We start from the raw sequence: 13,464 nt of genomic DNA on the forward strand, positions 1-13,464 counted from the left end.
CAGAAAGAGGATTTGCTTGAGAGAAATAGACTTTGCAACATGGAGTCGGGCTCACCTGTTCAAACAGTATCAGGGAGCCGATCTGCCTTATATCATCATCAGCGCACCGATTGACGTTACGAAGCTGCTCAAATGGTCAAGGGAAAAGGACGTATCCTTTTATTTCGCCCTGGTACACACGGCGACACAGATTGCTGATAAAATTGAAAATTTTCATTATCGTTTTGACGGTGATAAAATCTTGCGAATTGAACACAACATTCCGCTCCTGACACATATGAGAAAGGGAGAAGAACTGTTTATCATGCTGGAGGGTATGGTGACTGCTGACCGGCTGGAGTTTTGCCGCGATTTGAGGGCGAAAGCGGATGATCAGAATTATAATCGGCGAGAAACGGTGTTCAGCAGACACGACATGATCAGTTTTTCCTGTATGCCGTGGATCGACTATACCCAGTTTGTACGGACGATTATAAAAGATGGAGAAGACAATAACCCCAAGTTGTCCTGGGGTAAGTACACAACAGATGAGCAGGGCAGAACGACGCTGAACTTTTCTGTGCAAGTTCATCACGGGCTCATGGATGGTTACCACGTGGGCATGTTTTATCAAGAACTGCAGAATGCATTAGACACATTAAAATAGAGGACTGTGTGACAGTCCTCTATTTTTAGTGTATTGTTTTCAGCTTGCTTTTTCGTCAGGCGCATTGGCGTACCTGCTGAAATATTCTCTTGCAAGTTTCACCACTGTGCCGCTTAACAGGAACAGGGCAATCAGGTTCGGTATCGCCATGAGGCCGTTGAATGTTTCTGCGACACTCCAGATCAGTCCCAGATCTGCAGTCGCGCCGATAATCGCAACCAGAGAGTAGACAACCATGAACGGCTTGATGATTTTGGTGCCGAATAAATACTCGATGCATCTGGAACCGTATAGCCCCCATCCAAGGATGGTAGAGAAGGCAAAGCAACACATGGCAACGGCCGTAAAGATGGATACCCAGCCGCCATAAGTGGCAACAAATCCAGAAATGGTCAGCTCTGCACCTGCAGCAATGCCATATTCAAATTGAACGCCGCTGCACAGTATAATCAGTGCGGTCAAAGTACAGATGACGATGGTATCTACGAAAACTTCAAAGATACCGAACAGCCCTTGGCGGACCGGATACTTTGTATCAGCTGAGGCATGGGCAATAGAGCCAGTTCCCAGACCGGCTTCATTGGAAAAGATGCCTCGGGATACACCCTTTTTTACGCTCATGAAGATGGTTCCAACGACGCCTCCTGTTATGGCTGACGGATCGAATGCGCCTTTGAAGATCATGGCAAATACGGCAGGTACATTTTTGTAATTGAGAATGACAACACCCAGCGCCATGAGAATATAGAGCAAGGCCATAAATGGAACCAGTTTTTCTGTCACGCTGCCGATTCGTTTGATGCCGCCCAACAGGACTAAGGCGACCAGTCCTGCCAGAATCAGTCCTAGAACCAGGTTTACTGTGCCCATAGAATCGGCAGAGACGACGTGATAGTTGCTCAGGGCAGAGTCTATAGAAGCGATGATGGTATTGACTTGTGTCGCATTGCCTGTGCCGAAGACGGTCAGAACACCAAAGATTGAGAAAAGGACAGCCAGCCAATGCCATTTCTTTGAGAGACCGTTTTTGATGTAGTACATCGGACCGCCGACCCAGTCTCCATCCTTGTTTTTTTCTCTGAAATGAACTGCCAGAGTGACTTCAGAAAACTTGGTGCACATGCCGAACAGTGCAGAGACCCACATCCAGAAGATGGCGCCGGGTCCGCCGATGGCGATGGCACCGGCAACACCGGCAATATTACCGGTGCCTACAGTGGCCGCCAGAGCGGTACAGAGCGACTGAAAAGGCGTTGTAGCACCGGCTGCTGCCTTTGTCTTATGCAGCGCTTTGCCGATGGTGTTTCTCAGAGCATAGCCGAATTTTCTCAGCTGGATGAAATGGGTCCGAAAGCTCAGCACGAGACCGACACCCAGGATGCAGATCATCGCCGGCACGCCCCAGACAAAGTCATTGACGTACCCATTAATTGTTTCGATAAGTGATAACATATAATTCCCCTCCATTTTGTAACTATTATTAGTCAAAAGTAATAATACAGCATAATAAATAAAAACGCTTATACATATTACCATAAATTGGATAGTAATGAAAACTTTTTTATTGATGGTGAGCACACTTTTTTAGAAACAAATAGAATGGTAGTGTTTATTGCTAGAAAATGTGTTACAATAAATTACGCAATTCGGTTCTAAAAGATGAGCACATTTTCATAGGGTATTAGAGTGAAAATTTGGCCGAGCCTTAACCGCATAAAAAATAAGTTTTTGTGTTTTCAGGCACTTTAACACCTAACAGTCGAAAAGTGTTGAAAAAAGGCAATTTCCAATTTTCGGAACAAAATGTACATCAAAAAAAACTTTGAATTTGCAAGCGATAGAAGCATTTTATGGTTGACTTTGAATACATGTGGGAGTAATATAGAAATGATGTTGTATACAGAATAATCTTTTTGAAAAGCTGCTGTACAACAGAAAGTATTCGCCACGAATACTAGTCAAGATACGATTGCAGAAGTAGTCGAAAAAAGAAGATTATTTCTGTTATTTGTGCCCTGGAGATCCTGACCGGTCAAAGGGTTCGCACCTAAATATAACTATCTGCAGGGAGTGATTCCGGCAGTAGAGAAGGAGAGAGTTATCAAGATGAGAAAATTAAAAACAATGGATGGAAACACCGCAGCAGCACATGTAGCATATGCCTTTACAGAAGTTGCAGCAATTTATCCGATTACGCCATCTTCCCCTATGGCAGAGAGCATGGATGAATGGGTTTCACAGGACAGGAAGAATATCTTTGGTGAAAATGTAAAAATTGTAGAAATGCAGTCAGAAGGAGGAGCAGCAGGGGCTCTTCACGGATCTATTGCAGCTGGTTCTTACACTTCTACATTCACAGCTTCACAGGGTCTGCTGCTGATGATTCCGAACATGTACAAACTGGCAGGAGAGCAGACTCCGGCAGTTTTCCACGTTTCCGCAAGAGCGTTGGCTTCCCACGCGCTGTCCATTTTCGGAGACCATTCCGACGTTATGAGCTGCCGTCAGACAGGTTTTACAATGCTGGCATCTAACAGTGTACAGCAGGTCATGGACCTGGGCGCTGTAGCACACCTTGCCACAATTGCAGGCAAACTTCCAATGCTTCACTTCTTCGACGGTTTCAGAACATCACACGAGAACCAGAAAATTGAAACATGGGATTACGATGAACTAAAAGAAATGATCGACTGGGACGCTGTCAAAGCATTCAGAGAGAGATCTTTAAATCCAGTACATCCGCACAGCATGGGTTCTGCTGAACAGCCGGAAACTTTCTTCCAGCACAGAGAAGCATGTAACACAGCTTATCTGGAAACTGCAGACATCGTTGCAGAATATATGGATAAGGTTAATGCAAAAATTGGTACAGACTACAAACCGTTCAACTACTACGGCGCGCCAGATGCAACAGAAATCATCATCGCAATGGGTTCTGTCTGTGAAGCAGCCGAAGAATTAGTAGATCACCTGCTTGCACAGGGTAAGAAGGTTGGTATCGTAGAAGTTCACCTTTACAGACCGTTCTCCGCAAAATATCTGCTGAACGTACTGCCTGATTCAGTTAAGAAGATTGCAGTGCTCGACAGAACAAAAGAGCCAGGCGGCGTTGGCGAACCTCTGTACTTAGACGTGATTTCTGCACTGAGAGGAACCAAGTTCGAGGACGCACTTATCGTAGGCGGACGTTATGGACTGGGTTCTAAGGATACGCAGCCGGGAGATGTTCTCGCAGTATACGAAAACCTGTGGAGCGAAAATCCTAAGAAAGAATTCACAATTTCTATCACAGATGACGTTACGAACCTGTCACTGCCTGTTACAGAAAATCCAGATGTCGCTCCTGAGGGAACAAAGGCATGTAAGTTCTGGGGACTGGGTGCTGACGGTACAGTAGGCGCTAACAAGAACAGTGTTAAGATCATCGGTGACTACACAGATAAGAAGGTACAGGCTTACTTCCAGTATGACTCAAAGAAATCAGGCGGTGTCACCATTTCTCACCTCAGATTTGGAGATAAGCCGATCAAATCAACTTACTATGTAAAACAGGCTGACTTTGTCGCTTGCCACAATTCCGCATATCTGCAGCAGTATGATATGGTTCAGGACGTAAAACCGGGCGGATTCTTCCTGTTGAACTGCGTATGGAGTGACGACGAATTAGATAAGCACTTACCAGCAAAGGTAAAGAGATACATAGCGAAGAACGATGTCCAGTTCTACACTTGCGACGCTGTTTCCTTAGCAAAAGAAATCGGTTTGGGTGCCAGAAGAACAAACACAATCCTTCAGGCTGCATTCTTCAAACTGGCTGACATCATTCCTATCGATGATGCTGTGAAGTACATGAAGGAAGCTATCGAAAAGACTTACGGCAAGAAGGGCGAAAATGTAGTTAAGATGAACTGTGCCGGTGTTGATGCTGGTGTCAACAATGTTCACAAGGTAGACGTTCCTGCAGCATGGGCTGACGCACCGGACGATGCGCCTCGTGCAAAGATGGTAGGACGTGACGACTTACATACATCTTACCTGAACGACGTACTGATTCCGACCAACACTTTGACTGGTGACGACGTACCTGTATCCAAGTTCACTGTAACTGCAACTGGTTTAGTTCCAGCAGGTACAGCTGCATTTGAAAAGAGAGGTATTGCAACAGACGTACCGAAGTGGACAAAAGAAAATTGTATCCAGTGTAACTGGTGTTCCTTCGTATGTCCGCACGGCGTAATCAGACCTTTCGTAATGGAGGAAAAAGAAGCTGACGCTCTGAACGGTGATGTACTGGCAATGAAGGGCAAAGGTGTAGAGGATAAATTATTTACGCTTGGAATTTCCGCTCTCGACTGTACAGGATGCGGTTCCTGCGTACAGGTCTGCCCATCCAAGACAAAGGCTCTGGAGCTGGTTGCTGCTGAAGATGCCATCGTCAAGGAAGAACAGAAGAAATACGACTACTTATTTGCTAACGTTGACGAGAAACCGGTTCCATTCAAAGAAGATTCCGTCAAGGGTTCGCAGTTCAAGCAGCCGCTGCTCGAGTTCTCAGGCGCTTGCCCGGGATGTGGAGAGTCTCCATATGCAAAACTGATCACACAGATGTTCGGAGACAGAATGTTCATTGCAAACGCAACTGGCTGTTCCTCCATCTGGGGATGCAGTGCACCAAGCACACCTTATACAGTCAACAAAGAAGGAAGAGGTCCTGCATGGGCGAACTCCCTGTTTGAAGACAACGCTGAGTTTGGATTTGGTATGGCTATCTCCATGCAGGCACGCCGTAACGAGCTGAAGTCTGCTGTTGAGAGAGTAAAAGCTGCTGTCGGCGCTCCTGCTGAAGAATGGATTGCTTCCATGAACGATGCAAAGGGCGCAGAGGATGCTGGAAAAGCATTGGTAGAAGCATGCGAGAAAATTGCTGATTCCAACGAAGACGCAAAATACGTCGTTGAAAATAAAGACCTGCTGCCAAAACCATCTGTATGGATCTTTGGTGGTGACGGATGGGCTTATGACATCGGTTACGGTGGATTAGACCACGTACTGGCTTCTGGTGAGAACGTAAACGTCATGGTATTCGATACTGAAGTTTACTCCAACACTGGCGGACAGTCATCAAAATCAACTCCAATCGGCGCGGTTGCAAAATTTGCGGCTTCCGGTAAGGCAGTAAAGAAAAAGGATCTGGCACAGATCGCTATGGCTTACGGCTACGTTTATGTAGCACAGATCGCTATGGGCGCTAGTGCAGATCAGACAATCAAAGCGCTCCGCGAAGCAGAGGCTTATGACGGACCATCCCTGATCATCGCTTACGCTCCTTGTATCAACCACGGTATCAAGATCGGCATGAACAAGACCATGGAAGAGATGAAGAACGCAGTGAACTCTGGATATTGGAACCTGTTGAGATACAATCCGGTTCTCGCCGAAGAAGGCAAGAATCCGCTTTCCATCGACAGCAAAGAGCCGACAGAAAGCTACAGAGACTTCATCATGGGCGAAGTTCGTTACAACTCCCTGAAGCTGAAATTCCCAGAAAGAGCAGAAGAACTGTTCGTAAAGGGTGAAGAAATGGCGAAAGAGAGATATGCACGTCTTCTTGCTCAGAAAGAAAGCTTTGACAAATAAAATATGATTTATTGAATTTTAGGCGGGCCCGTAAGGGTCCGCCTTTTGCATGTGCAGATTGTACTCCAGTACAATTCTTAAAAATTCTTAAATTTACATCTAAATGACATGGGCTATGATAAAATAAGGGTTAGAAGAGGTGGAGCGGAGGAACAGGAGGTTAATATGATTCACATTGCCAATGCGACAGACAGTATCAGAGGGGATACTGCCAAGAAATTAATCGATTTCTGCTTGAACAACAGCAAATACATGATTTTAGCGCGTAAACATAGAGAAGAAATACCGGATTTAGATACTTTGATTGACAGCGCGATAGCAAAAGAGAGGCAGTATTTAAGAGAATACACTGTAAAGATTGAGAAGATGGATGACTGTGAATTGCGACATGAGACAGGCTTGCGCAGCAAAAATGCTGCTTTAAAACAAATTAACGAATCGACGAGAGAACGAATTCGAATGATTGAGGAATACAGGCGCCTAAAGTACGAAGAACGGGATCGAGTTGTAGAAGATCTTACTGCCTACGGCATCGTAAAGAAACTGATTACGATTGGTTCTCTGGCAACTTTTCCAGGTATATTTGATTTGTGTTATTTCAAAGCCAGTGAAGACTTGACGAGACCATTAGCAGAGGATGTTTTTTCTTATCCGATTTCTTTTGGCGGTTATGACTTTGAGGATGCGGCATTCGAAGATGTCCAGGGAAAGGTATGGATGACGATTTGCTCTCATAAGCGCAGTTTTGACATGAGATTGACAGACGAGAAATACAAGATTTTTGAAAACTTGCGAATCTGCCATACGATGATTTGAGGGGACTGATAAGATGAAAAAATTGATGATTGCGGGGCTTGTCACGGCCGACGATGACTATCAAGACTACTGCAAAGTCTTTGAGAAATTGGGAAATGAATCCCTGCTTTCCCTGCAGATGAAAGACTTGGAGCTGGCAGATGGGTTGATTCTGCCAGGCAGCGGCCAGGATATGAATCCTAAACTCTGGGGTGAAGAGGATCAATGTTCTAACGACATCAACGATGAATTAGACGCTCTTCAATGGGAACTCATGGAGAGCGCCATTGAAAAGGGCATGCCAATTCTGGGGATCTGCCGGGGTATGCAGTTTATTAACGTTTATTTTGGCGGTTCTCTGATACAGGATTTGCCCTGCAGCGATCGTCATAAGACGACTAACCCGGAAAATTATCATGATGTTTTACATTTTCCAGGAACTTTCATGGAAAAATTATATGGTGAAAGTTCCGAAGTGAACACACGCCACCATCAAGGTGTTGGACGTATCGGAGAAAATCTGCAGGTGGTATCCATCTGGAATGACGGGGAAGACAGCGTGGTGGAGGCCATCGCCTGCGAATCACACGCCATCCTTGGTTTGCAGTGGCACCCGGAAAAGATGTTCCTCTATGGAAACGAAAAACAAAGAATGGATGCCGAAAAGCTGCTGCGGTGGTTTTTGACACGAGGAGGAGAAAAGTGAAAAGAGTTTTGACAGCCGTTTTCGTCGTCACATTTGTCATTGCCATGGTTGCATGCGGCACCGATGAGCGAAAGTCGACAGAGCCGATCGGTGAAAAAGAAGCGAAAGCAGCCGTTCTGGAACAGGTGCAGGCTGAGGAAGCGCGTGAAGTGGAACTGATTTCCCTGACTGATATAGACGGAACCTGGTTTTCCCTTGTTTCGCTGACAGATGGCGATAACGTCCTTGTAGAAGATGGCTGTCTGGAAAAGAAAGAGAAGGGTTATACTTACCATGAATTCAATAAAATGATGTTCTATTATGGGAAGAAAAAGGGTTTTTTTGATGCTGGCTGGAGTCGTGAAATTGCTGGAAAAACTATTTATGTGTCTATCAATAGTCAAGTGATAATCAACGAGCACCCGCACTGGCACAGCGGGGGCCACAGAGTGAATGACGACGTGGAAATCCATTACAGTCTAGAATGGGATTGAGGAAAGGAAGTGAGTGACTTGATTCGAATTTTTATGGGAGACATCACGCAGCTCGCGGTCGACGCCATCGTCAATGCGGCTAACCGTTCGCTGCTCGGCGGCGGCGGAGTGGACGGCGCCATCCATAGAGCAGCAGGCCGGGAACTTCTCGCCGAATGTCAGACTTTGAACGGCTGTGATACAGGTGATGCGAAAATTACCAAAGGGTATCACCTGCCTGCAAAACACGTGATTCATACCGTGGGACCCGTATGGCATGGCGGCAACCAGGGAGAAGAAGCGCTGCTGAGAAGCTGCTACCTGAAGTCGCTGAAAGTAGCAGAGGCGAACCAATGCAGGAGCATTGCTTTTCCTGCTATCAGTACGGGCATTTATGGCTATCCCAAGGAAAAAGCAGCCAAAGTGGCAGTAGAAACCATCAAAGCGTATTTTGAAGAGAACAAAGAGAGCATCATAGAGGATGTGATTCTCGTTTCTTTTGATACGGGAACGGAACAGCTTTATTTGGAACTGCTATAGGAGGGCATTATGAATTATGTAGAAGAAGTGTCGACAGAGTACCATTTGCTGGGCTTTGTTTATCTGGGAATCATGATTGCATTGGTTGTTCACTTGTCAGTGTTTCATATCAGGAGGAGCAAAAGAATCTATGAGGCGAGGGAAGAACGCAATCGGGCAAGACGAGATGATAATTGAGAAACGAAAAAGGCTGACTGCCAATGTGTATAACATTGGCGGCCAGCCTTTTCTGATCTATACTGCGTCTGATTTTCTGTTCTTTTTTAATGTTACATCAGGTTCGCTCGGCAGTTTGAAGAGTGGAATATATTTGTCGAGGCCTGTGATGGTCAGAATCAGCAGTGTGGCAACGGCAAACATCGCCATAAAGTTGTATCTGATGAAGTCTGTATTGGAAAATTGGAACAGTGGATAAACATTGATGGCGATACCTGCATAGAAAAACAGGTACACGTGCCATGGAATCAGCTGAGAACCAAATACACCCATGGCATCGCCAAAGGTGGCGTTTCTCAGTTTGATCTTGTACATGTCTTCTTCACTGCCTTCGATGTTCTCTTCCGCAATCTCCTTAATGATTGGCCCTACTGTTACAATTTGCGCCATCTCATCAGCCAGTATGGCATTGCCTGCGAGAGAGAGAACTCCGTTGCAGAACATCAGCTGTCTTACATTCCGTGAAATCTTTACGATCAAATACGAGAGTGGATCGAAAGCACGCATTCTGCCCATAATTCCGCCAAAAGCGGCTACCCACATCATCATGACGATGACCCAGGAACCGGCATCAGCAAAACCGTCCATACACATGTTTAGATACTCCTGCAGGCCGCTGCCTGTAAAAGCGGTGGTTCCGGCGAAGCCGCCTAATATGTAAGAGGAGAGGATGCCGGCACCGATGCAGGCAAAGGTGTTGATGCCGATTACTGCTAGGATGATGACTAAGATCAACGGAATGATCATGTACCAGGATACCCCGTTTTCTACTTGATTCAATAAGTCAATGGCCTCTGGACGCTCCTGCCCAAGGTAGTCTAATGCGCTCTGTGGTACAGAAGCCATCACACCGGATGCATCAACTTTTCCTGTGGGAAGTCCCATGACCACTGCGGCAATAAAAGTTGTAACTGCAGCTAAGGTGAGGCACATCACAGACCATACGCCCTGTGAACGAACACGGTCGATTACTTGCACCCCTTGAATTCCAGAGGAAACAATCGTCGTATCTGAAATCAGTCCGATGTTATCGCCAAAGCAGGCACCGCCAGCAATGGCGCAGGTGGTCAAAAGCAGACTTCCTGTTTCGATACAATTAGGATCTACGATGTGCACCAGCCAGAGGAAGATCGGCGAGCAGGCAGCAAAGGTACCCCAGGAGGTTCCTGTCGCAACGGATAAGACCGCAGTGACCATCAGCCCGGTCACAGCCGTCGTTCTGGCAGTAACACCTAAGGACAGGGCAATGTTTACCACTGAGGCGCCAACCCCCGTTTTCATAAATGCGCTTGCCATGGCATAGGCGAACATCAAGATAAAGAGGGCAACGATGATATTGCTCACACTTTTGATGGAGGCGTCGAGACAGTCCTTAAAGGTGAGCTTCTCAGTGAGTTTGGCGACAATGACCGCCACAATGACTGCAAGCGGAGCCGCGATTAAAGCATCCTGACCCGAAATCATCAATCCGGCTAGCAGGATGACTGGCAAAAATTTTACAATAGCTTTTAAGATTTTCATTATATCCCCTTTCAAGAAGTAAATGTCATAATGATATCCTATGCGGCCGCCGCCGAAAAATTAATTGTACCAAAGTATGATATTCTGTCCAGCGAGATGTAAATCGCGCAGCAAGACAGAATTTATGCTGAAAATCCTCAAATCTGTGATTTGGCTGGATTTTGTCGTATGACTTTACATATCTTTAACAAAATCATGATTACACTCTTTACATAGATTCGGTATACTATTTTCGTAATCAAGAAAAACTAATAATTAAAATATATCAAAAGGAGAAGAAAGAAATGAAAAAGTTAAAGAAGATTTTGGCAGTTTGTTTGGCAATGGTATTGCTGGGAAGTTTATTTACAGCATGCGGAAGCGATGAGGGTGAAGGCGCCGAGGCTAGTGACAAAAACATCCATGTAACTTCAAGAGAAGAAGGTTCCGGCACAAGGGGGGCATTTATCGAACTTTTCGGTATTGAGCAGAAGGATGAGAACGGTGAGAAAATGGACCACACCATTGATTCTGCAGAAATTACAAACAGTACATCAGTTATGATGCAGACCATCGCCGGAGATACAGATGCGATCGGATATATTTCTCTGGGTTCGTTAGACGATTCTGTAAAAGCTTTGAAAGTTGACGGCGTAGAAGCTACACTGGATAATGTGAAGAGTGGAGATTATAAAGTATCCAGACCGTTCAACATCGTAACAAAGAAGGATGCCAGCGATGCAGCAAAAGACTTCATTAACTATATCATGAGTGAAGAAGGTCAGGCGATTGTTGAAGAGGAAGGTTATGTCAGCCAGGAGAATACAGGCGCATTTAAAGGAAAAAGTGTAAAGGGCGAAGTGAAGATCAGCGGTTCTTCATCAGTAACTCCACTGATGCAAAAACTGGCTGAAGAATACCAGAAGATCAACAAAGACGTGGAAATCAGCGTGCAGCAGTCCGACTCAACGACAGGTGTTACGGACGCGACAAAAGGGGTTAGCGATATCGGAATGGCCTCAAGAGCTTTGACAGACGATGAAACTGCTGCCGGCGTTGATGCAAAGGCAATCGCATTAGACGGCATTGCAGTGATTGTAAATCTTGAGAACGCATTAGACGAAATCGCGTCAGATTCCGTATTGAAAATCTACACTGGAGAGATCACTAAGTGGTCAGAAGTAAAATAATGAACAGAAGGTTAAAACAGAAAAATTCCAAGCCGGCTGAAGCCGGGGAATTTCAGTATGGGACCTACCATCCATCTTCAAAGAAGATGGGGTTAGGTCTCCATGAAAAAGCAATGCAGCTGGTATTTTTACTAGCTGCATGTGCTTCCATCATCGCAGTCATTTTGATCTGCGTTTTTATGTTTGGCAACGGCGTTCCGGCTATAGGAAAGATCGGTGTCATTGAATTCTTAACTGGAACAGTATGGAAACCGCTGAACGATACATATGGCATTTTGCCGATGATTATCGGAAGTATCTATGTGACTGCAGGCGCTATCATCATCGGCGTTCCCGTCGGAATTCTCTGTGCCACCTATATGGCTAAGTTTTGTCCGCCAAAATTATATAAAATGATGAAACCGTCGGTCGATCTGTTAGCGGGAATTCCCTCCATCGTCTACGGATTCTTTGGGTTGGTGGTCATCGTGCCGTTGATGCAGGATCTCTTTGGCGGTACAGGTAAAGGCATTCTCACCGCTTCGATCCTGCTGGGTATCATGATCCTGCCGACAATCATCAGCGTATCAGAAAGCTCTATCAGAGCAGTGCCTGAAAGCTATTATGAAGGCGCTCTGGCGTTGGGAGCAACCCATGAGAGAAGCATTTTCTTCACCATTCTGCCTGCTGCTAAGTCGGGCATTATGGCAGCTGTGGTTTTAGGTGTCGGCCGTGCCATCGGTGAAACTTTGGCGGTATCCATGATTATCGGCAATCAGGCGATGATACCAGAGAGTATTCTCAGCGGAGCCAGAACCATGACGACGAATATCGTCTTGGAGATGGGTTACGCCTCTGGGATGCACAGAGAAGCGCTGATTGCAACAGCAGTCGTTTTGTTCGTATTCATATTGATCATCAATCTGCTGTTTTCTATTATCAATAACAGGAGGGAAAAGCAATGATAAAACGTTACAAAGGGCAGCCGCTGTCCCTCTTTTTGCGGATTATCGTGGATCTGTCCGCGGCTATCACAGTTTTTGTGCTGATTGCTGTTGTCGGCTATATTCTGATCAAAGGCATACCGAATTTAAATATGGCTATGTTCGAATGGACCTATACGACAGATAACGTATCTATGATGCCGGCCATTATCAATACACTGTCAGTGACAGCCATTGCCTTGCTGATTGCCGTGCCTTTCGGCATCTTCTCGGCAATTTATCTGGTGGAATATGCGAAAAGAGGAAATAAACTGGTCAATTTAATCAGACTGACGACGGAAACGCTATCTGGAATTCCCTCTATCGTATATGGCCTCTTTGGTTACCTGATGTTTGTTGTCGCGCTTGAATGGAGTTACTCCATCATGGCTGGTACGCTTACATTGGCCATCATGATTCTGCCGCTGATTATGAGAACAACAGAAGAAGCGCTAAAAGCTGTGCCGGATTCATTTAGAGAAGGCAGCTTTGGATTGGGTGCGGGAAAGCTGAGAACTGTCTTTCGAATTGTTCTGCCGTCAGCCGTTCCTGGTATCCTCTCAGGAGTCATACTGGGAATTGGCAGAATTGTAGGTGAGACAGCGGCTTTGATATATACGGCAGGTACGGTTACAGGCGTTGCATCGAGTCTCTTCTCCTCGGGAAGAACCCTCTCAGTGCACATGTACGCACTCCTCTCAGAGGGACTCTTCACGAATCAGGCTTATGCGACGGCTGTCGTCCTGCTCCTTGTAGTTATCATCATCAATGCTATATCTGGTTTGATAGCGAGAAAAGTAACAAAACAATAGAAGGGAAT

Annotated in this window: 12 protein-coding genes; 10 read left to right on the plus strand and 2 right to left on the minus strand. The window is 45.7% G+C overall.

Annotation, left to right across the window (positions count from 1 at the left end):
• Positions 1-16 precede the first annotated feature (16 nt).
• Entirely contained in the window at positions 17-646 is a 630-nt protein-coding gene (locus ACMQ5W_RS10395) for a CatA-like O-acetyltransferase (RefSeq protein WP_419025128.1), read from the plus strand.
• Positions 647-685: 39 nt separating this feature from the next.
• Here ACMQ5W_RS10395 and ACMQ5W_RS10400 read toward each other — a convergent pair whose 3' ends face one another.
• Entirely contained in the window at positions 686-2,098 is a 1,413-nt protein-coding gene (locus ACMQ5W_RS10400) for an alanine/glycine:cation symporter family protein (RefSeq protein ID WP_419025129.1), read from the minus strand.
• Positions 2,099-2,752: 654 nt separating this feature from the next.
• Between ACMQ5W_RS10400 and nifJ the strand changes: the two genes are divergently transcribed.
• The 6 genes from nifJ to ACMQ5W_RS10430 all read left to right on the plus strand — a co-directional run bounded on the left by nifJ (position 2,753) and on the right by ACMQ5W_RS10430 (position 8,953).
• Positions 2,753-6,283: a pyruvate:ferredoxin (flavodoxin) oxidoreductase gene (gene nifJ, locus ACMQ5W_RS10405; RefSeq protein ID WP_419025130.1), complete on the plus strand. Its 3,531-nt coding sequence runs from the start codon at positions 2,753-2,755 to the stop codon at positions 6,281-6,283.
• 165 nt (positions 6,284-6,448) lie between these two features.
• Positions 6,449-7,099, plus strand: coding sequence for a hypothetical protein (locus ACMQ5W_RS10410; RefSeq protein ID WP_419025131.1), 651 nt, complete (start codon positions 6,449-6,451; stop codon positions 7,097-7,099).
• 13 nt (positions 7,100-7,112) lie between these two features.
• Entirely contained in the window at positions 7,113-7,784 is a 672-nt protein-coding gene (locus tag ACMQ5W_RS10415; RefSeq protein ID WP_419025132.1) for a gamma-glutamyl-gamma-aminobutyrate hydrolase family protein, read from the plus strand.
• The gene (locus ACMQ5W_RS10420; protein ID WP_419025133.1) at positions 7,781-8,257 is read left to right on the plus strand and encodes a hypothetical protein; all 477 of its coding nucleotides are present in this window, start codon (positions 7,781-7,783) and stop codon (positions 8,255-8,257) included. Before ACMQ5W_RS10415 ends, ACMQ5W_RS10420 begins: the two co-directional genes overlap by 4 nt.
• An 18-nt stretch (positions 8,258-8,275) precedes the next feature.
• The gene (locus ACMQ5W_RS10425) at positions 8,276-8,776 is read left to right on the plus strand and encodes an O-acetyl-ADP-ribose deacetylase (protein WP_419025134.1); all 501 of its coding nucleotides are present in this window, start codon (positions 8,276-8,278) and stop codon (positions 8,774-8,776) included.
• Positions 8,777-8,785: 9 nt separating this feature from the next.
• A complete protein-coding gene (locus tag ACMQ5W_RS10430) occupies positions 8,786-8,953 on the plus strand; it encodes a hypothetical protein (protein WP_419025135.1) in 168 nt (55 codons plus the stop codon).
• A 57-nt stretch (positions 8,954-9,010) separates the two neighbouring features.
• Here the strand turns inward: ACMQ5W_RS10430 and ACMQ5W_RS10435 are convergent, their stop codons facing one another.
• Entirely contained in the window at positions 9,011-10,513 is a 1,503-nt protein-coding gene (locus tag ACMQ5W_RS10435) for a Na+/H+ antiporter NhaC family protein (protein WP_419025136.1), read from the minus strand.
• A 284-nt stretch (positions 10,514-10,797) separates the two neighbouring features.
• Here ACMQ5W_RS10435 and ACMQ5W_RS10440 point away from each other — a divergent pair, with 284 nt between their 5' ends.
• Genes ACMQ5W_RS10440 through pstA form a run of 3 tightly spaced genes read left to right on the plus strand, consistent with a single transcriptional unit; the run spans position 10,798 to position 13,456 of the window.
• Positions 10,798-11,682: a substrate-binding domain-containing protein gene (locus tag ACMQ5W_RS10440; protein ID WP_148492247.1), complete on the plus strand. Its 885-nt coding sequence runs from the start codon at positions 10,798-10,800 to the stop codon at positions 11,680-11,682.
• Positions 11,682-12,626 (plus strand): phosphate ABC transporter permease subunit PstC, encoded by a 945-nt coding sequence (pstC, locus tag ACMQ5W_RS10445; RefSeq protein ID WP_419025137.1) that lies wholly within the window; start codon positions 11,682-11,684, stop codon positions 12,624-12,626. The genes ACMQ5W_RS10440 and pstC overlap by 1 nt, the downstream gene beginning before the upstream one ends.
• A complete protein-coding gene (gene pstA / locus ACMQ5W_RS10450) occupies positions 12,623-13,456 on the plus strand; it encodes a phosphate ABC transporter permease PstA (RefSeq protein WP_419025138.1) in 834 nt (277 codons plus the stop codon). The genes pstC and pstA overlap by 4 nt, the downstream gene beginning before the upstream one ends.
• Positions 13,457-13,464 lie beyond the last annotated feature (8 nt).

It is taken from the genome of Emergencia sp. (assembly GCF_048465375.1).
In the GTDB taxonomy this organism is placed as follows: domain Bacteria; phylum Bacillota; class Clostridia; order Peptostreptococcales; family Anaerovoracaceae; genus Senimuribacter.